Origin of the sequence: Sulfitobacter sediminilitoris, assembly GCF_010667575.1 — a bacterium.
Lineage (GTDB): Bacteria > Pseudomonadota > Alphaproteobacteria > Rhodobacterales > Rhodobacteraceae > Sulfitobacter > Sulfitobacter sediminilitoris.
This window is the reverse complement of record NZ_JAABNT010000016.1, coordinates 1-21580: the sequence shown is the minus strand read 5'-3', so window position 1 is coordinate 21580 and position 21580 is coordinate 1. Positions and strand designations below refer to the sequence as shown.

Here is a 21580-nt window from a genome sequence, read left to right as displayed (position 1 = left end):
TTGACAGGATGTCTGTCCGACGCGGGCGGCGATTTCGTCGCGCGACTGAAATCACCTGACAACACCTCTGTTGCCAAGCCGACCCATGCCGAAAAAGTAAACTCCGAGAGCGTGATCATTCAGGGGCTCATGAGCCGCCGGTCGGTGCTGCCGTCGGACAGCAGCTTTGAGCGGGTGGCGACCTCTGTGTTGGCGGCCAACTCCCGTGCCGCAGAGGCCGAGCTGCGATCAGCCCGGCTTCGGTCTGAGGCGGCAAGCAAGAACTGGTTGCCAAAGATCGGCCCGCAGATCAGCCTGACATCATTGGGCTCACTGGTTACCAATCTGGTTGTGGATCAGGTGCTATTTGACAACGGACGTCTCAAGGGCGAGCGAGAGTTTGCAATCGCCGATGTTGAGGTCGCGGCTGTTGGTCTGGCGCAGGACACCAATGATCGCGTCGGCACGGCGCTGGATCTCTATCTGACAGCCGCCGAGGGGCGCGAGAAATCCGTTCTGTCCGAGCGGTCGCTCAAAGACATGGGCCACTTTGAATACATCATGTCAGAGCGGGTACGCGGCGGCGTGTCGGACCGGTCTGACCTCAACATCCTGCGTCAAAAGCTGGCAGAGATCAAAGCCGACCGCGCCGCGAATGCCGAGCAGGCGAGCACCGCAATTGCAGAACTGAATGCCATGTCGATCGAACCGCTTACCGCTCTGCGCGGCGTGCCTGCCTTCAACGTGTCATCGTCCGCAGCGCAGCCCTTGGACGTGGTGCTGGCCGAGGCGGAGAAGACCCGCGCGATTGCAGCGGCCAAGATCGACCGGGCGGATCAACTGCCGGGCCTCTCTGCCGGTGGCACCGTGGGCGAAAATTCCGATTTTGGGCTGCGGGTCAGATCGGAAAACCTGTTGGGTCTTGGCACCGGCGCGTCCCTGCGCGCGATTGAAGCGACCAAGGAGGCGGCAGGCCGCAAGGTGTCTCAGGCCAATGAGGACGCCAATCGCCGTCTGCGCAAGCTCGAAGGTCAGATCGCCGCCAAGTCCCGCCAGGCAGCCGAGGCCGCTGGTCTGACCGCGCAAGCCAAGGAAAATCTTGATCTCTTTCAGGCACAATACGACGCGGGTCAGCGACAGGTTATCGACGTGGTCAGCGTCTATGAAACTTACCAGCGCCAGCAGCATGAGGAAGTCACGCTGAAATACGATGCGCTGCGATTGCAGGTCGAACTGGCACGACTTCTGGGCGTTTTGGCGGATGGGGATGAGATTTGACCCAGAAGCGCCCCTTCACGCTGACTATCACCAACGGCAATCAGGGTCGAATTGCGCCTGCAAACACCGCGGTCTCTCCGGCTGATGCAAAGGAAAACCGGTTCAAGGACCGCATCGCGACACGTGCCGGGCTGGCGGCGACCTATGCCGGGCTTCTGGGCGTCGCGGCCATTCAGCGCGATCTTTTCGAAGTGATTGGTGCCGCGACACGCGAAGGGGCGGCGGAACACGAAGAGGCGGCGGCGATTTCGCAAGGGCTTGTCTCGCTCGGTCTTCTGGCGCAGGTCAGCCGGGTTGAACGGCCCCATGCGGACTATTGGCCGGCCCTTGCCTATATGACCTCCGGTCAGGTGCTTCTGGTGCTGGGTCAGTCACGGGGCGATCTGATCATTTTCGACAAGACCTGCCCCGACAACAGGGCACATGTGCCGGTCGCTGATTTCACACCGTTTTTCGCAGGGTTGATCGTGCGGGCCGAGGCGCCGCTGGCCAAGGTTGCAGAAACGCACAAGACGGAAAGCAAGGCACCGCATTGGTTCTGGGGGCAATTTGGCCGCTTCCGTCGACAAATGGCCGAGATCGCACTTGGCTCATTCATCGCAAACCTTCTGGCGGTTGCGGTCGCGCTTTTCTCGTTGCAGGTCTATGACCGGGTGATCCCGCACCAGTCCGAGGCGACGCTGTGGGTATTGGCGGCGGGTGCCGCCCTCGCACTGCTGATGGAGGCCTTTATCAAGATCGCGCGGGCGCGCCTGATGGACGGGGCCGGACGTCAGATCGAAACCTCTGTGCTTCAGGTCCTGATGGAGCGCATCCTTGGGATGCGCTCTGATGTCAGGGGGCAGGCACCCAATCAGGTCTTTTCGTCCATGCGCGAATTCGGGTCCGTGCGGGAATTCTTTACCGCGTCAACCATCGGCACGATCGCGGACATTCCCTTCATCTTCGTCTTTCTGTTCCTCGTGGCCAGCATCGCAGGCAATGTTGTCTGGGTGCTGGTTCTGGGGGGGATCCTGATGGTCATCCCCGGCTTCTTTTTGCAGAAAAAGATGATCCGTCTGACGCAAGAGACGCAAGGTGCCTCCGCCAAGGCCTCGCGTCTGCTGCACGAGACGATCTTTGAGCTTGATACCCTCAAGACCCAGCGCGGTGAGGACCGGGTAATGCGGCTCTGGCACGAGTTGAATACGCTGCAGGCGATGAAATCCTCCGATCAGCGCAAGCTCGCTTCCACCCTAACATTCTGGTCACAGGGGGTCCAGCAGGGCACCTACGTGGCCGCCGTGATCACGGGAACCTATCTTGTTTTCGCAGGACAATTCACAGTTGGCTCCATCATCGCGGTGGGCATCCTCACGGGCCGTACCCTGGCCCCGCTCACACAGCTTGCCGGGACGATGGCACGCTGGGGCAACGTGAAATCGGCGCTTGATGGGTTGGAGGCAATCGCACAGGTCGAACAGGACACGGAAGAAAACCGCAGCTACCTGCGCCGGGAGGCCCTGAAGGGTCACTACGAGCTGCGCGATGTGACCTTCCGCTACGACGATGATGGTGCACCGACGCTGGACATCAAGGGCATGGCGATCCTGCCGGGACAAAAGGTTGCGGTGTTGGGGGCCAACGGATCGGGAAAATCGTCCCTGTTGAAACTGCTATCGGGCCTCTATGCGCCCGAGACGGGGCGCGTTCTGATCGACGGCACGGAGATGAGCCAGATCGAGCCGCGCGATCTGCGCCGATTGATCGGCTATCTGGGGCAGGACGTACGGCTTTTTGCGGGCACACTGCGCGACAACCTGAACCTGACGATGCTGGAGCGCGATGACGCCCGCTTGCAGGCGGCGCTGGATTTCGCGGGACTTGGTCCTTTCGTCACAGAACATCACAAGGGCCTCGATCTTGAGATCAAGGACAACGGGGCAGGGCTGTCCATCGGGCAGCGCCAGTCGATCGGCTGGGCGCGGCTTTGGTTACAGGATCCGCAGATATGTCTGCTGGATGAACCGACCGCAGCACTTGATCAGACGCTCGAGGCAACGCTAGTCAGCCGGTTGCAAAGCTGGATGGCGGGGCGCACCGCCATCATCGCCACCCACCGTGCGCCGATCCTCGCGCTCACCGACCGGACACTGGTCCTGCAGGGCGGACGGATGACGATCGATGGTCCCAAGGACAAGGTGCTGAGCCACATTGCCCGTAGCAAGGGGCAGGCGGCATGACACTGGTGAACCCGACACAGTTCGATGCACAGCTTGGCAGGCAGATGCGCGGCCCGTCCATGGTGATCTGGCTGTGCGCTGCCTCGGTACTGCTGTTCCTGATCTGGGCCGCCTTTGCCTGGGTGGATGAGATCGTGCGCGCCGAAGGGTCGATGATCTCGTCCTCGCGGCCCCAAATCATTCAGAACCTCGAAGGCGGCATCCTTGCCCAGCTTGAGGTGGCCGAAGGCGATATCGTGAACAAGGGCGATGTGCTGGCACGGTTGCATGGCACGCAGTTCCAGTCCTCGGTCGATGATTTGCGCGACCAGATATCGGCATTCGAAATCAGGCGCTTGCGCCTTGAAGCTGAACTTGCCGGCCAGTTCGATTTCTCTGTGCCAGATGAATGGGCCGGACGCACGCCCGCAATTGTGGAAAGTGAACGCGCCCTGTTGATGGCGCGGCAATCCGACTTTGTGTCCCGCTCTGAAGGGGCCAAGCGGGTGCTGGTCGAGGCGCAGCGCGAGCGCGATCTGATGAACGATTTGCTGGACCGCAACATCGTGTCGCTGCTCGAGGCGACCCGGGCGCGCAAGGCCTATGCCGATGCACGGATCCGCTTTGATGAAATTGTCACGCAAACCGAATTGGACCGGGCTCAGGAATACTCCGATGTGCTGAAAGAGCTGGCGACCCTGCGCCAGAACCTCACGGCCAGCACGGATCAGCTGAACCGCACCGTGCTGACCTCCCCCATGCGGGGAATCGTGAACAACCTCAGCGTGACCACGATTGGCGGGGTGGTGCGGCCCGGAGAAGAGATCCTGCAGATCATTCCGCTGGACGAGGAATTGTTCGTGGAGGCCCGGGTGCCCCCCGAAGACATCGCCAGCGTGCGGCCGGGACAGGAAGCGACGATCAAACTTTCCGCCTATGATTATACGATCTACGGCACCCTGAAAGGGCAGGTGAAACTGGTCTCTGCCGACACCTTCAAGGATGAACGTGCACGGGAGGCGGATGGGAACCCGCATTACAAGGTCACGTTGAAGGTGGATACGCAGAACCTGACGGAACGGCAGGCCTCCTTGCAGATCAGACCGGGGATGCAGGCCAGCGTCGAATTGCACACCGGCGCAAAGACGGTCCTGCAGTATCTTCTGAAACCGCTCTACAAATCGAAAGAAGCGTTCCGCGAGCCCTGAGCGGCCCGCTCATCCGCGCGTCGCGCGTCTTCGCCGGACCGGCGGTTGGAATGTGTCAGGCGCTGCTGGCCCACCAAAACCAAATGGTGGCAACGCCGCCCGTGCCCGAGCCCTGTCTGACAGCGTCAGCCCCGCTTCCCAAGGAAAATAGTCGTATCCCCAAGGGGCCCCTCGACGATTTGCCTTGGCAACCGGCGCTGCCCCTGTCTGCCTGGTCTCACGCAATGGCGGCTCCGAAACCAGGTGGTCAGGTATCCGTATCAAGCCAGATCGTCACGGGGCCATCGTTGGTGAGGGCAACGGACATATCGGCACCGAACTGGCCGCGCTGGGTGCGAATGTCCAGGGTGGCGAGGTGGCTCGCGAAATGTTCATAAAGAGCGCGCGCCACGTCGGGCTTGGCGGCATAGGAAAAGCCGGGGCGGGTCCCGCGAGAGGTGTCGGCGGCCAGGGTGAACTGGCTGACAACGAGAGCCTCGCCACCTGTCTGGGACAGGTTGAGATTCATTTTCCCGGCCTCGTCCTTGAAGAGCCGGAGTTTGGCGATCTTGGCAGCCAGCGTTTCGGCCGTGGTTTCGGTGTCGTTTGGCATGGCGCAGACAAAGACCAGCAGACCGGGTCCGATTTCCGAGATCTTGGTGCTGTCTACGGAGACAGAGGCCTGTGTGACCCGTTGTAGGAGGGCGCGCATCAGTTCTTCCAGTCGATGATATCGACAGTGGGCGCGCGTTCCGTGCGGAACTGGTTGGCCGGGTGGTCCGGGTCGGCATAGCCAAACGAGATCGCGCAGAGGATCAGCCGGTCTTGCCCGATGCCCAGGTGTTCGCGGACCTGTGGCGCATAGGCGGCGATGGCGGCCTGCGGGATGGTGGCAACGCCAAGGGCGGTGGCGGCGAGGGTAAAGGCGGTCACGAAACCGCCGGTGTCCATGGCACCGTATGGGCCAAGTTCGGCGGGTGAGTGAATGATCGCGGCGTGGGGCGCACCGAACAAGGCATAGTTCTGGAGCATCTGCTGGGCGCGGGCGGCCCGGTCTTCCTTGGCAATGCCGACAGCGTCATAGAGTTGGAATCCGCAGGTCCGACGCCGTTCGCCGTACTCTCCCGAGTATTTCTTGGGCCATTCCAGGTCGGGTTCTGGCGGGGTGCCCTTGGTGGCGATGTCAGTGAGATACGCCCGCAAGGCTTCAGTCGCCGGGCCCTTGGTGATCGTGACCTGCCAGGGCTGGGCATTGCACCATGACGGCACATGGCGCGCGGCGTCGACAATCTGTGTGATAACCGTGTCCGGGACCGGATCGGGCCTGAACCCCCGGCAGGAATAGCGGGACGTTAGGGTGTCTTTCAAAGTGTCATATGCGGTCATTGCTGTGCTGCCAGATAGCCGATGATGCCTGCGGCGATGGCGCCGAGGATCACCGCGATGGTGATTTTGATGGCCGAGTAGGGGCGTTCGCCCTGAACCCGTCCGGTGCGGCCGTTCACGACGAAACGGTAGGTCTTTCCCCGGTATTTGTAAGCGGCAAGCCAGACCGGGAGCAGAATGTGCTTGAAGGTGAGACCACTGAGGGACGTGTCGATGGAATGGACGCGCTGGCGGTCGCCGCCGATGTCGAATTTCACATCGCGTTCGATCACCCTGTCCATATGCGCGCGCGCCTCCTTGAAGCCATCTTCCAAGGACACCGCATAGGCTTCGGCGCGGAAGCCTGCGAGGTATTCGGGGGCGTAGGGCTCCAGCGCGGAAAGATCCCAGGGCTCGAGCGCATCTGTGTATTTCTTGGGCAGGGATTGAGAGGCCAGAACCAGCACGTCATCGAAGAAGCGTGCCACCCGTCCAGAGGCCGGGCGCCAGCGGACCTTCTGCACCTGTTGCTGCACGCGTTTACCGTCGCGCATGACCGTGCGGGTCACGTAGTAGACCGTGCCGCGCTGGCCGGTGTAGCTGGATTTTGTATCGGCGTCGTAGGTCCAGTAGGGAACATATATACCCTGCATCCGGCGGCCCTTGCGGGCGTATTCCTGCAACCCGTTTGGCGCAAACCAAAGCGCGCCCAGCCAGTCTTTCATGGCATCGCGGGCGATCTCTTCGGTCAGGGCGAAGGGCAGGACGGCACGCGGTTTGATATGGCGGTGGGTGCCGGTGTCGACCACCACGGGGGTCGCGCAGAAGGGACATTCGGTCGCGTGTTTGCCAGCCTCAAATTCGACCTGAGCGGCGCAATTCGGGCAGGTTGTGACGCGGGTCTCTTCCATCTGGTCTGCTGCGAGGTCCGCTTGCAGACCCTTGTGCAGGTCCAGTTCCGCGATGGGCTGAAAGCGAAATCCCGTGCCTTCGATGGGTTCCGTATTGCCGCAATGATCGCAGACCAGCTTGCCCGCATCTGGCGCGTAGCGCAGGTCACTCCCGCAGGTATCGCAGGGAAAGCGATGCTCTGTCAGGGGGGTGTCAGGTGTCAGCGTATCGGCCATGGCTCAGACATAGCGTTGATCCGGGCGGCCTGCCAGCGTGTGTCGCCTACAAAAAGCGATGCAGCGCCTTGGGGGCCATGATCCGCAGGGCATTGTCGCGCAGTTTGACGTGACGCCAGATGTGAAAGGCCGCGTGGATAGCGGCGATAAAGGTTAGCAGGTAAAACTCGTAGATGTGAATTTTGCCAATGATCTCATTGACTTCTCGCAGGCCCAGCGGTGGGGCAATGGGCAGGAACCCGCCCGCCTTGAGCATCCTTGCCGAGGTCAGGCCCAGCAGAAACCCACCGATTGCCACACCAAACAGGCCCCAGATCAGCAGCTTGTGCAGCATTTGATGGATCAACCGCGCCAGAGGGCCAAGCTTGGGGCCGGGACGGCTGGCAAGGCCACGGCGCAGATAATCGGCAGTCCACAAAAGGCAAAGCGTCACGAACACCAGCGCAAGAATGGAGTGGAACTGAAACGCCGTAGGGCCAAAGGGCAGCACGTCATCCGGCGTGACAAGGATGAACCAGATCAGCAGGGGAACCATGGCCCAGTGCATGATCTTGAGGGCCGTCCGCCGTTGCGGAAGGCGCATCACGGCTGTCTCGCCAACGCCAGTGTTACAGCACGACAGAACATGATCTGCTGTGCCCGCCTATGCACCCGGAGGTGGTGGAGGCAAAACGGTAAAAAGCTGCGCCAGTTCCACGACATCTTCTGCGCGCTGCCAGCCATCCTGCCCGGGTGTCCAGACGTAGGTCTCGCGGGTCAGCGCCCCTTCGGCGGCCATCCGCCCCAGAGCGGCCTTGGAAAATGGACCCTTCGTCTCTCCACCCTCGGCGATGTGCCAGACGTGCTCAACAGGAGGGGGCGGTGGCGAAGCCATTGGGGCCTGCGCTTGAGCCGGGGCTTGCGTGCGTGCGCCCCAGGGTCCTGCCTGCGCAGCCGCTGCCTGGCCCATCTGCATGCCAAGGCCCGCGCCCAACCCGGTCTGCATGGCCGCCGCACCTGCACCATCGCGGCCCAAGGCTTCGGCCGCCTGAAACTGCACGTATTCGTTCAGGTTCCCGATCACACCCATGGAAGATCGTTTATCCAAGACCTCTTCAACTGCCGGAGGAAGCGAGATGTTTTCGATGTAGAGTTCAGGCAATGACAGGCCGTATTCTCCGATTTGCTTGGCGATCTCCTGCGCCACCAATTTGCCCAGCTCTCGGGTATTGGCCGCCATGTCCAACACCGGGATCTGCGCACGCGCGATGGTGCGCGAGAATTCCTGCACGATGACGTTGCGGATCTGGTAGCTGATCTCATCCATGGTGAATTCACCATCAGTGCCGACGATTTCCGTGAGGAAACGTGCCGGATCGCTGACGCGGACGGAATAGGTGCCATAGGCGCGCAGGCGGACCGGGCCGAATTCCGGGTCGCGCACGATGATCGGGTTCTTTGTGCCCCATTTCAGATCATTGAAGCGCGTCGTGTTGACGAAATAAATCTCGGATTTGAAGGGGCTTTTGAAGCCATGATCCCAATGTTGCAGCGTGGTCAGGATCGGCATGTTGTTGGTCTCAAGCATATAAAGACCGGGGGTAAAGACATCCGCCAGCTGGCCTTCGTGCACGAAGACCGCCGCCTGACCTTCACGCACGGTCAGCTTGGCACCGTACTTGATCTCGTGGCCTTCGCGCTCAAACCGCCAGACCATGGTGTCGCGGGTGTCATCCACCCAATGGATGACGTCGATAAACTCGCCGGTGAGAAAGTCAAAAATGCCCATGGGGTCAATCCTTTGCGTCGTATGTCAGTTCTGGATCAAAGCGGTCCGCCCAAAAGCTCGCGGGCGATGATCCTTGTGATGGGTGCTGCTTCGGTGGCGCTCATGCCGGGGCGCAGGCGCGGGTCATAAAGCATTTGCAACAGCAGTTCGTCGTGATCTGTCAGCAGCGCGAATTCGTCGTCATCGTTAAAGATGGACGGACGGGCGGCGGGGCTGTCATTGGCCAGCCCCATGCCCTGCGCCAGTTCCTCGTGAATGCATGACAGGCGCAGCAAATCGGGGTTTTCAGCGCGGATGACCGCGACCGCGGCCGTGTACACATTTGCGTTCGGACCAGCAGCGTAGGCAGCCACGGCGCAATAGGTATCTCTGCGCATGTCGCGTAACGCCCGCAAAGAGGCCGCAGAGATGCCCGGCACGCGCGTCGCGGCCTGCATCAGCGTTTCGCTCCGGTCGTCCTCGGATGCGATGATCACCAGAAAATTCGGCTGTCCCACGGCGGACACAGGATGCCCCGTTGCACGCGCCAGCCGGCGGGCGTAACGGTTTACATCGTCGGTATCACTTTTGCGGCGCGACGGCGGGACGCTGGCGCCAAAGATGACTTCCATGCGTACCGGATCTTCCCAGCGGCGCAGCGGGCTGGCCCCACCACGGCCTGAAAAGTTGCCGTCATACTCATTGAAAAAGACGATCTGTTCAAAGTTGCGCGCCAGAATGTCAGGCGTGAAGGGTGTGTCTACGCCGCCACCATCCTGTCGTAGCAATCCTTGGCTCAACTGCGCCTGCTGCACCTGATTGAGGTATTGGCGCAGCAGGGCGCTTTTCTCTGACGTGGGCTTGGCAACAACGGGGGGCGGTGCTGCGTTTGCCGGGCGTGCCTGCGGCTTGAGCGATTCTCCAACAGGTCCCTGCACACAGGCGACAAGCGTCAGGGTCGCTGCCAAAACAGCCCCCCAGCGCAGTGTTTTATGGCCGGCCCAAAACCCCATGTCGGATCAGCCAGGCACCGATCCTGAGGCGGTTTCACCCAAGCCTGTCTTTTTGGCCTTGGCAGCAGCCAGTGTATCACGCAGCTTGGCTTCCATCTCCTTCAGTTCCTTTTCAGCAGCCGCGCGCTTTGCCTTGCCTTCATCGGCAATCTGCAGGCTTTCTTCGATGGTGCCGATCAGATCGGCGTTGGCCTGTTTGACCGCTTCGATGTCGAATACACCGCGCTCCATTTCCTGACGGATCATCTTGTTGCTGTCGCGCAGGTTCTTTGCGTTCGACGTCAGCAGCTCATTGGTCAGGTCATTTGCCTCGCGCACTGCCGCCGCCGCTTCGGCCGAGCGCTGAATGGTCACGGCCTGCGCCAACTGCGTCTCCCACAGGGGAACAGTGTTGACGAGGGTAGAGTTGATCTTGGTCACAAGGCTCTTGTCGTTTTCCTGCACCAACCGGATGGAGGGCAGCGATTGCATGGTGACCTGACGCGTCAGTTTCAGATCATGCACCCGGCGTTCCAGATCATCACGGGCGGCCCGCATGTCGCGCAACTCCTGTGCTTTCATGACCGCCGCGTCTTCTGCGGCCTTTTCGACTTTTTTCTCCTTGGCGGGAATGGTCTTGCTGTCGAGCTCCTCCAGCTTTGCTTCCCCGGCCGAGATATACAGCGCCAGTTCATCATAGAACTGGAGCGTTTTTTCATAGAGCATATCGAGCGATCTGATGTCTTTCAGCAGCGTGTGCTCATGGCCCAGCAGGTTGTCCGTGATCCGGTCGATCTGCCCCTGTACCTCTTCGAACCGCGCGGTGAACTTCGCAAAGGGCGCGGCCCGCCCGATCAGCCTTTCCCACCAGCTCCGTTCGCGCCGGACATCCAGTTCCGAAACCGAGAAACCGCGAATGGTGGTCACGATATTGCGCAGGGAATCGCCTGCCGGCCCAACATCCTTATTGCGGACATCGGCCAGCATGGACTGGCTGATTTCCTGCAATTCCGCTTGCGCAGCAGAGCCAAACGAAACGATGGACTGCGTATCCTCCATGTCGATCTCGGCCATGCGGCGCTTGATTTCTTCGCCCAGCGGCTTGTCGGCTTGCTTGAGTGGCACAATCGCATTTGCCTCGGCCGGTTCAGGCAGCACAACGGCGGTCACCTCTTCGACCAAGGCTAATTCCTTGGCGGCTTTTTCACGAACATTTTCAGACATTTGATGGAGTCCCTTAAAGTTTATGGCGAAGTGCGCAGGTTATTCCAGACGCACCCCTTCACGCGACAGCCGCTCGCGCAGCACGTCAATTTCAATGGTCAGGTCGCTGCGATCATCCAGCAAGGATTTCCGCGTGCGGGCGGCAAAATTGTGATCCAGATCATCAAGCAGCGCCATGTAGTCGTCCCGGGCTTCTTTATCCTTGGTGCGGCTATAGATATCCGCAAACTTGATCGTCGCGTCACGCGCGCCCTGCAGATAGATGCCAAGATACTTGCGCGCCGCGGTCAAATCGCGCGGATCTTCCTCGACCGTGCGGATCAGGGTGCGTGCCGTCTCCTGAAAGTCTTCCAGCTTGGCAGCGGCCTTCCGGTCGCCCGCGCGCCTGATCGCGTCCGTCATCGCATTCAGATGCTTTTCGGCCTCAATCACCACGCGGGCCACGCGGTCTTGCTGAAAGGTGTCGATCCCTTCCATGCCCTTGGATTTCAACGGGTCAATGCCAAAGGCCACCAGATGCAGCGCACTGGCGCAGACCCCGAACAAGAGGGGCGCCAATACGTCGGTTGTATTGTTGACATGCGCCATGACTGCCAGTGCGGTTCCAACACCGATCCCAACGGCTGCCAGCATCTTGCGCGGCAACGCCGGGCGCCGGGCCACCTTGCGCGCCCGAAACGCAGCCTCAGCCTGCAGCCCTTCACGCAATAGCCATGCAGAGAGCGTCCAGACACCCGCGCCAGCCAATCCCAGCGTCATGGGCAGCGCCCCATCGGACAACGTGGTGGCGACCAGCACGATGGCCGGTACGAACATCACGTTCGACCGCCCCCCAGCGGGATCTACTTCGACCCGGCGTGCGGGGCGGGGGGCATCGCCATTTGTGCCATCCGGGCTGTATTTTCCGCCAAAGCGTTGTGCCACGGTCTACATCCCTCCTAGCCAGCCAGAAGCTACGCCGAAAAGGACAACAATCAAAGCCACATAGGCGGCCTTTTGAATGCCGGTCGGTGCCATTTCCCCATCCTTTGTTTGCCCCAGTACGGGGCGCAAGCCGCGCTGACCGGCCTCGATGATGCCGGTTATGATCGAATGAAGTATCATGGCGATGACAACGCACGCCACCAAGACCATCAGGATCAGAAACAATCGGCCCATAGTACCTCTCTCTGCCCTGCAACATAGGCGTTATATGCAGCGGGTGCTAGGGTCGGGCTCATGCCGTTTGCCTGAGTGTCGCGCATCCAACCTGCTCTGGCGGTCAAAGCGCAATCCCCTGCCGCAAAAGCGACATCGAAACAGCGTCAAGTCATACTGGCGGCATTATGGCCTTGGCGTTTTTCTGCGCTGTCGCGGGGCGGGGCTTTTTCGGGACATGTGCTTGACCGCCTTGGGCTTTTTCACCGCCGTCCCGCTGTCATCTTCCAGTTCCAGCCCAAGCTGGTCGCGCACGATCTTGCGGCGCAATTCCTCTACTTCCCCAGCCTTCAGCTCACCCAGCTGGAAAGGACCATAGCTGATCCGGATCAGCCTGTTCACACTCAGTCCGACCGCCTCCATTGCACGGCGAATCTCACGGTTCTTGCCCTCGCGCAGCCCCACGGTCAGCCATGCATTCGCACCTTGCTGACGGTCCAGCGTGACCGTCATCGGCAGGAAACGTTCGCCGTCGATCGTGATGCCCTTGCGCAGCGGTTCAAGGCTGTCGTCCGTGGGTCGCCCGTTGACCCGCACCCGGTAGCGGCGCAGCCAGCCGGTGCTGGGCAGTTCCAGCTTGCGCTTGATGCCCCCATCGTTGGTCAGCAACAACAAACCTTCGGAGTTCAGGTCAAGCCGCCCCACGGTCATCACACGCGGCATATCTTCGGGTAACTTGTCAAAGATCGTCTCGCGGCCTTTTTCATCCCGCGTTGTGGTCACCAGTCCCGGCGGCTTGTGATATAGCCACATCCGAGGGGGCTCAGGCTCTGATACCGGCTTTCCATCCACAGTGATCTTGTCATTTTCCGATACGTTAAGCGCCGGGGAGGTGATCTGTTTGCCGTTCACGCTGACCCGGCCAGCTTCGATCATGCGTTCCGCTTCGCGGCGCGAGGCAACGCCTGCGCGGGCCAAGACTTTGGCTATGCGGTCGCCGGGCGGCGTATCTGGGGAGGATTTGTCTGTCATACCCCCGCTTAGCCGCTTTGGCAGACTTGCGAAAGGGTGGCTTTTGCGGTCCTCTTGCGCCCATGGTTTTCCGTTCTTTCATGGATCAGGCGCTGGAAGAGGCGCGTGCGGCTGGCGCCAGAGGCGAAGTGCCCGTTGGTGCGGTGGTCGTCGATCCTGTCGGAAATGTCGTTTCAAAGGCTGGCAACCGGACAAGGGAACTGAGCGATCCCACGGCCCACGCCGAGGTTCTGGCGATCCGTCAGGCCTGCAAGCTGTCCGCATCCGAAAGACTGGTCGACCACACATTGTATGTGACGCTGGAACCCTGTCCGATGTGTGCCGCTGCCATTTCGGCGGCCCGGATTAAGCGGCTGTATTACGGCGCGGCTGACCCGAAATCCGGCGGCGTCGCCCATGGCGCCCGCGTTTTCGACCATCCGCAGTGTCATCATCGCCCGGAGGTCTTTGACGGAATAGACGGGCTGGCCTGCGAAGAACTGCTCAAGGGTTTCTTTGCCGGAAAAAGGGCCTAGCCGCCCATGATCTCGTCCAGAACGGCAAGGGGTGACGTGGTATGGGCCGGTTCATCCCGTGCGATTGCCGGGGTTTGACGCACCCACTCACCACTCTCGGCCAACGACACCATGAAGTGCCCAAGGTCCGCATGGCGCGTTCGGATCAGGTCTTTGGGGATCTCGTCGTCCTGCACCACGTAGTCTTCTGTCAGGGGACCTTCCATCAGCCATCCAGGGCGGACAGCCGTCCAGTCTAGCCCTTTGTGCCGCTGCAGGTTGTGCTCCATCTCCTTCATCTGTTCAAAGACCAGATGCAGGCTGGTCATTGCTGGCAGCTTGAACCAGATCGGCCCACGATTGCGTGTTTCAACAAAGGTGGCTGAGATCACGATCAGCCGCTTTACCGCCTCTGCTTCCATCGCGTTGCAAATCGCGTCGGTGCCATCGGTATAAAGGGGCGGCGGGTCCAGGAGTGTTTCCGGCGCATTCCCGACCCCAACGCAGGACAGAACCGCATCGGCACCGCGCACATGTTCGCGCAGATCGTCCTGCAGCACATCGGCCTGAACATGCGTGATCATCGGATCGTCTTCGCTTTGCTCAGGCAGATGATGATCAACCGCCCGCACTTTATGGTTCCTGCGGCGCGCGGCCTTGATCGCGGCGCGCCCCGTGGCGCCTGAGGCCCCAAAGATCGTCAAGGTCAGCGGTTTGTCTGCGGCGTCGGTCATCGTCGTCTCCTGTGATTACCCCCCTCAACCCGGCGGACCAAAGGAGGTTCCGCAGAACCGACGACCTGCGACATCACAGCGCGATGGGGGTCATGACCTCCGCCTCGATCACATCCACGCCGGGCAGACCGTCTGCCAGCACCTTGGCCGATTGCTCAAGCAACTCGAAGGTGCGGTAGTGGCAGGGGATAACGGTCTCGAAATCAAAATACCGTTTCGCGGCATAGGCAGCCTCAGCCATGCCCATGGTAAAATGACCGCCTGCCGACAGAATGCCGATGTCGGGTTTGTAGAAATCCCCGATCCAGTCCATGTCGGCCATGATACCTGTGTCACCTGAGATATAGATCGTATGTCCCTCACCACGCAGGATAAATCCGCTCTCGCTGCCCATGTCGACTGGCATGTCATTCACACTGTTCGTTGATGAGTGCGAGGCCGGCACCATGCTGGCGCTGACCTTGTCCCCGATCTGCACAGTGCCGCCCATGTTAAAGCCAGCACCTTCCACAGCGCCCTGCGCCGTCAGATAGGCGGCCAGCTCGTACATGCCAGACACGGGCGCGCCGGTCTGTTTGGAGATCTCCACCACGTCGGTGACGTGGTCAAAGTGGCCGTGGGTCACAAGGATATGCGTCGCGCCGTCAATGGCCGCGGCATGTTGATCTTCGGCCAACATCGGATTGCCGTTCAGCCACGGGTCCAGCAGGATCACCTGATCTTCGATTTCGAACCGGAATGAACCGTGGCCAAGCCAGATGATATTCATGGATGTCTCTCCCCCAATATGTTTGGGGGCAGTTTAGTAGGACATCGCAAAAGGTCTAGCCTTGCTGTGGTTCCCTGCCATGCCGATGGACAGCACGCCTGCCAACACTGCTGACGTGATCAGCGTATCACGCCTCAGTTCAGTTCCCGCCACTTGGGAAGGCGAATGCAAGCCACTGTTCTATCAACCTCTGAACGGACCTCGAATTCTCCGCCGTGCAGCTCAACCAGCTTGCGGGTCAGAGGCAGGCCAAGCCCCAAGCCACCGCGAGTTCCCCGTCTTTCGACATCACCGCCGATGATGAAGGGCTTGTAAAGCTCAGCCAATTCAACGTGTTCGTCAATGTTTCCATCATCGATCACATGTATTTCAATGTGTCCTTTGGCATCATGAGTGCAGGACAGTTCAACCGTGTCGCCGCCGTGCAGGACCGAATTCAGCAGCAGTGACGTAACACAAATATTGATGTGTTCTGGATCAAGTAACACAGGTCTGGATGTCGAAAGATTGGTGACCTCAATCGACTTGTGTGCATCGGCGAGCGCGGTGGCATGCGTTTCTACAAGATTGGTCAGCAACGCACCAAGATCTGTGTTTTGCTCATTCAGTTGCAATTCGCCGGTCGAAACATCACTGAACTTCAGTATTGAATCGATAAGTTTCGCAAGATGGTCCGTCGATTTGATGGAACTCTTGGCAAGCTGCTTGACCACATCGTCTTCAATCCGGTGCTCCAGTAATTTGAGGCCGCCGTTCACGATTGTAAGTGGTGTGCGCAGTTCATGGCCGACAAGATTCAGAAACGTAGAATGCCCATGCTCATCCTCTGTCACTGCGGGGGCTGCCGGCGCCTTTTCAAGGGCTGCAACCACGTATTTTCCAAGGTGTTCCAGAACAACAAGAAGCTGATCCGAGGGCATTTCATGAGGCACCAGATCAAGCGCACACAGACTGCCAAAGCGATACCCGGAAGACAGCACAAGAGGCACACCGGCGTAAAATCGCGCCTGCGGACCGCCTTCCGCGACCATCGGATGTTCGCTGAACTTCGGGTCTTTGCTGAGGTCCGTGATAACCATCGGGCTATCGCTCATGATTGTGAGGGTACAGAACGAATTGTCCTTGGGCATATCGGAAAGGTCGATACCAACAACGCTCTTGTACCACTGCTTGTCTTCTTCGACGACGCTGATGTGGGCAATCGGGCAATCCAGCAAAGCGGCAGTGGCCCGGCACAGATTATCAAAGACATCGTGGTTTTCACGGGTCAAACCGGGCACGTTTTGCACTGCGGCGCTGCGTTGTACTTCATTGAAGGGGATCGGATAGGTTCTCATGTCGGCCTCAAACGTTTGCTGAAAGGTTTTCATACCTGATTGCGTATTGAGCTAGGGACCGGGCTTGGCTCAAGTAAGGCAGGCCGACCGCCAATTGAGGCGAGTTCAGGGCTTTTGGTTAAGGCTGGGTTAACGATGATCTGGCTCAGTTCTGACGCTCGTTTTCAGACATCCTCCCCGCTTAAAAGATGCTCTGATCCGGAACGGTGTTGACCGCCAGATCAAGCCGCGGGGCAATTGCCCGTCCCTAGATCGATCCGTTGCCACATTTCACATGGACCCGCCCTTGCGAGGCCTCGCCGGGGGCGGTATTGGCAGGGAAACGAGATGACCGCAGAGGGGACCGCCCATGTCAATCGATGAGACAACCGCCGCCCGCGTGGCAAAACTGGCCCGGATCAAGGTCGAACCTGACGCGCTGCCTGCGCTGGCACAGGAATTCAACGGCATTCTGGGGTTTATTGAACAGCTGAGCGAAGTCGATGTGGAGGGGGTTGAGCCGATGACATCAGTCACGCCGCAGCGCCTGAAACGGCGCAAGGACGAGGTGACGGACGGCAATCAGCAGGACAAGATCCTGTCGAATGCGCCCGACGCGCGGGAAGGCTTCTTTGCAGTGCCGAAGGTGGTTGAATAATGTCTGATCTGAACAAACTGGGGCTGGCTGCAGCCCGCGACGCGCTGCGCAGCGGCGAGACTACATCAAAAGACCTGACCGAAGCCTGCTTGGCGGCCATCGACGGAGCAGGGGCGCTGAATGCCTTTGTCCACCACACGCCAGAGATCGCCATGGAGCAGGCCGCAGCAGCGGACAAACGTCTGAGCGAGGGCGATGCGCCCGCCATGTGTGGCCTGCCCATCGGCATCAAGGACCTGTTCTGCACCAAGGGCGTGCCTTCCCAGGCGGGCTCCCGCATTCTCGAAGGCTTCCTGCCGGAATACGAAAGCACTGTCAGTCAGAACCTTTTTGACGCGGGCGCTGTCATGCTGGGCAAGCTCAACATGGACGAATTCGCCATGGGCTCCTCCAATGAAACTTCGGTCTACGGCAACGCCGTGAACCCTTGGCGGCGTGGCAATGATGATGCTCAACTGACACCCGGCGGCTCTTCGGGCGGCTCAGCCGCTGCAGTTGCTGCAGACCTTTGCCTCGCGGCGACCGGCACCGACACTGGCGGTTCGATCCGCCAGCCTGCCGCCTTTACCGGCACCGTGGGCATCAAACCAACCTACGGGCGCTGCTCGCGCTGGGGCATTGTGGCCTTTGCCTCGTCCCTCGATCAGGCCGGGCCAATGACCAAGTCGGTGCGCGACGCGGCAATCATGCTTGAAGCGATGTGCGGACATGATCCCAAGGATTCCACCTCGGCCGATCTGCCCGTGCCGGACTTTGAGGCCGCGCTCACAGGTGACGTGCGTGGCAAGAAAATCGGCATCCCCAAGGAATACCGTATGGACGGCATGCCGGAAGAGATCGAAAAGCTGTGGCAAGACGGCATCGCAATGATGAAGGACGCAGGCGCCGAGATCGTCGATATCTCGCTGCCGCACACCAAGTACGCGCTGCCCGCCTATTACGTGATCGCCCCCGCCGAGGCGTCTTCGAACCTCGCCCGCTATGACGGTGTGCGCTACGGCCACCGTGCCAAGCTGGATCAGGGTGACGGCATCACCGAGATGTACGAAAAGACACGCGCCGAAGGTTTCGGCCACGAGGTCCAGCGCCGGGTGATGATCGGCACCTACGTGCTGTCAGCTGGCTTTTATGACGCTTACTACAACCGCGCGCGCAAGGTACGCACGCTGATCAAGAAAGACTTCGAGGATGTCTTTGCCCAAGGGATCGACAGCATCCTAACACCTGCCACGCCCTCTGCCGCCTTCGGTCTGGGCGAGATGACGGATGCCGATCCGGTGCAGATGTATCTCAATGACGTCTTTACAGTGACCGTGAACCTGGCGGGTCTTCCCGGCATCGCCGTGCCGACAGGCACGGACCGTCAGGGGCTGCCTTTGGGGCTGCAACTGATCGGACGCCCATGGGAAGAAGCGGATTTGCTGTCTTCCGCCTACGCATTGGAACAGGCGGCGGGCTTTGTAGCCAAACCGGACAAATGGTGGTAAACCCCGCGTAATAAAGCAGTCAAAAAGACAAAGCAGGATCCATGACCCCACGCGCTTTCCTTGTTCTCGTCGCTGGCGCGGCGCTTGCGGCCTGTCAACCCGCGGTCCCCGACTCCGGCCGCGGCGTGGGCTTTGACGATCAGTTCACCGCTGAACAGCGCGCCCGCGATGCGGCTCTTGCCGGTGGCGGCGTGCCAGCCCCTGCGCAGGTCTCCTCCGTGCCGCTTCAGGCCACCGCGAACGACGGCTCTGCCGAGGCAACGGCCGCCGAAACCGCGCGCGTGCTGGCTGCGACACGGCCCGGTGCCGCCGTGGTCAGCAATTCCGGGGGCGAGCCGCTGAATGCCAGCCCGTCGAACCCGCCTCCGCCCGTCCTGAACGCAGCCGGCATCTCGGATGAAAACAACTTTGATGCGGTTTCCGGCCAGCGCAGTATCAACGCGGATGCCGCCCGGATCGCGGCGAACCGGTCCCAGTATCAGGTCGTCCAGCCAGAGGCATTGCCCGACCGCACGGATTCAGGCCCCAATATCGTGGCCTACGCGATCCAAACCGGTCATGCGCCCGGCACACCAGTCTATCGCCGGACGGGTTTCAACAAACAGGCCAAGTATGACCGTGCCTGCGCGGAATATGCCAGCCCCGATCAGGCGCAGATCGACTTTCTGGCACGCGGCGGCCCGGATCGGGATCGCATGGGCGTGGACCCCGACGGTGACGGCTTTGCCTGCACATGGGATCCGACCCCCTTCCGGCGCGCAGCCCAGCAGGGGTAAGGCGTGTCAGACTTGGAGTTTGTCTGGCACCCGTCCCCCAACTGCGGGCCACGGCGCGACGGTCTGACCCCGCAACTGATCGTGCTGCACTACACTGCCATGCAAAGCGCGGCAGCAGCGATTGAGCGGCTGTGCGACCCCCAGGTTGAGGTTTCGGCGCATTATGTCATCGCGACAAACGGTCAGGTTACCCAACTGGTGGCGGATGACCAGCGTGCTTGGCACGCGGGTGCTGGAGAATGGTTGGGGCAGGGCGATATCAACTCCCGCTCTATCGGGATTGAACTTGATAATGCAGGCAATCACCCGTTCCCGGAGCCACAGATGGCGGCACTTGAGCACCTTATGGACCGGCTCATGCAGAAGTGGGGCATCGGACCCGAAGGCGTGATCGGCCATTCGGACATGGCGCCGGGGCGCAAGGGGGATCCGGGGCCGCATTTCGACTGGGCGCGGCTTGCCCGCCGCAATCTCGCGGTATGCGCCCAAGGAGAAACGCCAAAGGAGGTGACAGAGGCCAGCTTTCGCACATGCGCTCAAGCGGCGGGTTTTACGGCTGATGTCCCGTTTGAGACCTTGCTCAACGCCACGCGCCTGCGCTTTGCGCCATGGCGCAGCGGCCCTCTTCATCCCCTCGATTATCGACTTGGCCGGCATTCAATGGGCTAAGCGCCCCCATTTTGGCAAAAAATCCCGCGCCGCCAACGCTTGACCCATTGACGCGACCACAGGTGGGACACTACCTGCAGTCTTGCGCGGAAGGCTGGATGACTGCGGTGAGGGTAACCTTGTCGAGGAAAGTCCGGACTCCAAAAAGTAACGGTGCCGGGTAACGCCCGGGCGGGGCAACCCGACGGAAAGCGCCACAGAAAGCAAACCGCCTCGCATCAGGTCGGGCAACCGAAACCGATGTGGGGTAAGGGTGAAAGGGTGGGGTAAGAGCCCACCGCGCCGCTGGCAACAGGGGCGGCACGGCAAGCCCCACCGGGAGCAATGCCAAATAGGGACCGCGTGTCGCAAGACAGGGCTGCTTTTGCCCCAGCAGGTCCGGGTTGGCAGCTATAGCCGCATCGGCAACGGTGCGGTCAGAGGAATGGTCATCCAGAGGGGCAACCCTTGGACAGAATCCGGCTTACAGGCCTTCCGCGCGTATTTTTTCTATCGGCACCGTCAGGCAGGTGCCGCGCCATCGGCTGGAGGTCACGCCTGCGGACAAACCCGTCCTTTAGGTGTTGACTCGGCCCCCCTTTCATTTAGAAGCCGGGTTTCAGAATTCACGCACCCCGCATAGGCCCGGGTGCAGCAGGAGATGACAAGATGGCAAAGCCAACCACGATCAAGATCCGTCTGAACTCGTCCGCGGGCACAGGCCATTTCTACGTAACAAAGAAGAACGCGCGTACCATGACCGAAAAGATGGTCGTGCGGAAGTATGACCCCGTTGCGCGCAAGCACGTGGAATACAAAGAAGGCAAGATCAAGTAAGATCAGGCTTCTGTTCTGATGCAAGGCCGCGCAATCTGCGCGGCTTTTTGCGTTGGACAATGCATCGTGTGAGCCTTGACGCGTATCAGCGTGCGCACAGCAAATCGCTTGCAGACGATCTGTCCAAGCCTAGTGGATCATTGTCGGGCTTGTCGCTGCGCGGTGTGTCGGCAATAGTGGCGCAATCCTGATCTGCCAAGGAATACATATGCCACGCTTACTCGTTGCCGCCGTGCTGATGGGCGGTCTGCTGTCTGCCTGTACCGATGATCCGCTTGTCCTGCCGCCCGCCCAGCCCATGATGTTGCCGCACCTGAGCCACAGCATCGGCTTTACCGGTATCGGACACGAACCTTTCTAGGGCCTGTGGACATTTAGGATTCCCATTTGGCCCGATTTCTGATTCAAGCTTCCAAAATGGAGGTTTGAATGAACGAGCAGCGATTTGTGGTGTCGGACGTCTTTTGGCAGCGGCTTGAGCCGCATCTTCCGGGTAAGGCCAGCGATTCCGGAGCCACGGCAAAGGACAATCGCCTGTTTCTGGAGGCGGTCTTCTGGCGGGTACGCACCGGGTCGCCATGGCGCGACCTGC

The 21580-nt window shown here is 60.4% G+C and carries 24 protein-coding genes and 1 other RNA gene; 12 read left to right on the top strand and 13 right to left on the bottom strand.

Annotation, left to right across the window (positions count from 1 at the left end; translation table 11 throughout):
• Genes GV827_RS19015 through GV827_RS19005 form a run of 3 tightly spaced genes read left to right on the top strand, consistent with a single transcriptional unit; the run spans window position 1 to window position 4666 of the window.
• Window positions 1-1257 carry a TolC family protein gene (locus GV827_RS19015; protein WP_235930448.1) on the top strand — a complete coding sequence of 419 codons (1257 nt, stop codon included), beginning with the start codon at window positions 1-3 and terminating at the stop codon, window positions 1255-1257.
• Window positions 1254-3479 carry an ATP-binding cassette domain-containing protein gene (locus GV827_RS19010; RefSeq protein ID WP_164355402.1) on the top strand — a complete coding sequence of 742 codons (2226 nt, stop codon included), beginning with the start codon at window positions 1254-1256 and terminating at the stop codon, window positions 3477-3479. Before GV827_RS19015 ends, GV827_RS19010 begins: the two co-directional genes overlap by 4 nt.
• Window positions 3476-4666, top strand: a complete 1191-nt coding sequence (locus tag GV827_RS19005) for an HlyD family type I secretion periplasmic adaptor subunit (protein WP_164355401.1) — start codon at window positions 3476-3478, stop codon at window positions 4664-4666. Before GV827_RS19010 ends, GV827_RS19005 begins: the two co-directional genes overlap by 4 nt.
• Window positions 4667-4913: 247 nt before the next feature.
• On the opposite strand, the gene dtd is transcribed toward GV827_RS19005, so the two are convergent.
• From dtd to GV827_RS18955, 10 genes are all read right to left on the bottom strand, one after another.
• Entirely contained in the window at window positions 4914-5357 is a 444-nt protein-coding gene (gene dtd, locus GV827_RS19000; RefSeq protein WP_164355400.1) for a D-aminoacyl-tRNA deacylase, read from the bottom strand.
• On the bottom strand, window positions 5357-6031 hold the full coding sequence (locus GV827_RS18995; protein WP_164355399.1) for a nitroreductase: 675 nt from the start codon (window positions 6029-6031) through the stop codon (window positions 5357-5359). Before GV827_RS18995 ends, dtd begins: the two co-directional genes overlap by 1 nt.
• Window positions 6028-7137 carry a TFIIB-type zinc finger domain-containing protein gene (locus tag GV827_RS18990; protein WP_164355398.1) on the bottom strand — a complete coding sequence of 370 codons (1110 nt, stop codon included), beginning with the start codon at window positions 7135-7137 and terminating at the stop codon, window positions 6028-6030. The genes GV827_RS18995 and GV827_RS18990 overlap by 4 nt, the downstream gene beginning before the upstream one ends.
• Window positions 7138-7183: 46 nt before the next feature.
• Window positions 7184-7720: a cytochrome B gene (locus GV827_RS18985; protein WP_164355397.1), complete on the bottom strand. Its 537-nt coding sequence runs from the start codon at window positions 7718-7720 to the stop codon at window positions 7184-7186.
• Between the two features lie 60 nt (window positions 7721-7780).
• Complete coding sequence (locus GV827_RS18980; RefSeq protein ID WP_164355396.1) at window positions 7781-8905, bottom strand: SPFH domain-containing protein; 1125 nt, start codon at window positions 8903-8905, stop codon at window positions 7781-7783.
• 35 nt (window positions 8906-8940) lie between these two features.
• Window positions 8941-9897, bottom strand: a complete 957-nt coding sequence (locus GV827_RS18975; protein ID WP_164355395.1) for a DUF2927 domain-containing protein — start codon at window positions 9895-9897, stop codon at window positions 8941-8943.
• Window positions 9898-9903: 6 nt separating this feature from the next.
• Window positions 9904-11100, bottom strand: a complete 1197-nt coding sequence (locus tag GV827_RS18970) for a toxic anion resistance protein (protein WP_164355394.1) — start codon at window positions 11098-11100, stop codon at window positions 9904-9906.
• 39 nt (window positions 11101-11139) lie between these two features.
• Window positions 11140-12024 (bottom strand): 5-bromo-4-chloroindolyl phosphate hydrolysis family protein, encoded by an 885-nt coding sequence (locus GV827_RS18965; protein WP_164355393.1) that lies wholly within the window; start codon window positions 12022-12024, stop codon window positions 11140-11142.
• Window positions 12025-12027: 3 nt separating this feature from the next.
• Complete coding sequence (locus tag GV827_RS18960) at window positions 12028-12258, bottom strand: hypothetical protein (RefSeq protein ID WP_164355392.1); 231 nt, start codon at window positions 12256-12258, stop codon at window positions 12028-12030.
• A gap of 165 nt (window positions 12259-12423) precedes the next feature.
• The gene (locus GV827_RS18955; protein WP_164355391.1) at window positions 12424-13269 is read right to left on the bottom strand and encodes a pseudouridine synthase; all 846 of its coding nucleotides are present in this window, start codon (window positions 13267-13269) and stop codon (window positions 12424-12426) included.
• Window positions 13270-13331: 62 nt separating this feature from the next.
• Here GV827_RS18955 and GV827_RS18950 point away from each other — a divergent pair, with 62 nt between their 5' ends.
• Window positions 13332-13784: a nucleoside deaminase gene (locus tag GV827_RS18950; RefSeq protein ID WP_164355390.1), complete on the top strand. Its 453-nt coding sequence runs from the start codon at window positions 13332-13334 to the stop codon at window positions 13782-13784.
• Here the strand turns inward: GV827_RS18950 and GV827_RS18945 are convergent.
• The 3 genes from GV827_RS18945 to GV827_RS18935 all read right to left on the bottom strand — a co-directional run bounded on the left by GV827_RS18945 (window position 13781) and on the right by GV827_RS18935 (window position 16603).
• Window positions 13781-14497: an NAD(P)-dependent oxidoreductase gene (locus tag GV827_RS18945; RefSeq protein WP_204325977.1), complete on the bottom strand. Its 717-nt coding sequence runs from the start codon at window positions 14495-14497 to the stop codon at window positions 13781-13783. The genes GV827_RS18950 and GV827_RS18945 overlap by 4 nt on opposite strands.
• Window positions 14498-14570: 73 nt before the next feature.
• Window positions 14571-15266 (bottom strand): metal-dependent hydrolase, encoded by a 696-nt coding sequence (locus tag GV827_RS18940; RefSeq protein WP_164355389.1) that lies wholly within the window; start codon window positions 15264-15266, stop codon window positions 14571-14573.
• 134 nt (window positions 15267-15400) lie between these two features.
• Window positions 15401-16603: a GAF domain-containing sensor histidine kinase gene (locus GV827_RS18935; protein WP_164355388.1), complete on the bottom strand. Its 1203-nt coding sequence runs from the start codon at window positions 16601-16603 to the stop codon at window positions 15401-15403.
• 349 nt (window positions 16604-16952) lie between these two features.
• Here GV827_RS18935 and gatC point away from each other — a divergent pair, with 349 nt between their 5' ends.
• The 8 genes from gatC to GV827_RS18895 all read left to right on the top strand — a co-directional run.
• Entirely contained in the window at window positions 16953-17240 is a 288-nt protein-coding gene (gene gatC, locus GV827_RS18930) for an Asp-tRNA(Asn)/Glu-tRNA(Gln) amidotransferase subunit GatC (protein WP_164355387.1), read from the top strand.
• A complete protein-coding gene (gatA, locus tag GV827_RS18925) occupies window positions 17240-18727 on the top strand; it encodes an Asp-tRNA(Asn)/Glu-tRNA(Gln) amidotransferase subunit GatA (protein WP_164355386.1) in 1488 nt (495 codons plus the stop codon). Before gatC ends, gatA begins: the two co-directional genes overlap by 1 nt.
• Window positions 18728-18768: 41 nt before the next feature.
• Window positions 18769-19503, top strand: a complete 735-nt coding sequence (locus GV827_RS18920; protein WP_164355385.1) for a hypothetical protein — start codon at window positions 18769-18771, stop codon at window positions 19501-19503.
• Between the two features lie 3 nt (window positions 19504-19506).
• Window positions 19507-20172 (top strand): N-acetylmuramoyl-L-alanine amidase, encoded by a 666-nt coding sequence (locus GV827_RS18915; protein ID WP_164355384.1) that lies wholly within the window; start codon window positions 19507-19509, stop codon window positions 20170-20172.
• A gap of 86 nt (window positions 20173-20258) precedes the next feature.
• Window positions 20259-20654: RNase P RNA component class A (rnpB, locus tag GV827_RS18910), an RNA gene on the top strand.
• A 166-nt stretch (window positions 20655-20820) separates the two neighbouring features.
• On the top strand, window positions 20821-20988 hold the full coding sequence (rpmG, locus tag GV827_RS18905; RefSeq protein WP_011454349.1) for a 50S ribosomal protein L33: 168 nt from the start codon (window positions 20821-20823) through the stop codon (window positions 20986-20988).
• 208 nt (window positions 20989-21196) lie between these two features.
• Window positions 21197-21349 (top strand): hypothetical protein, encoded by a 153-nt coding sequence (locus tag GV827_RS18900; RefSeq protein ID WP_164355383.1) that lies wholly within the window; start codon window positions 21197-21199, stop codon window positions 21347-21349.
• Between the two features lie 68 nt (window positions 21350-21417).
• Window positions 21418-21580, top strand: a 163-nt coding sequence (locus tag GV827_RS18895) for a transposase (protein ID WP_164355382.1), incomplete at its 3' end; no start/stop codon positions are given.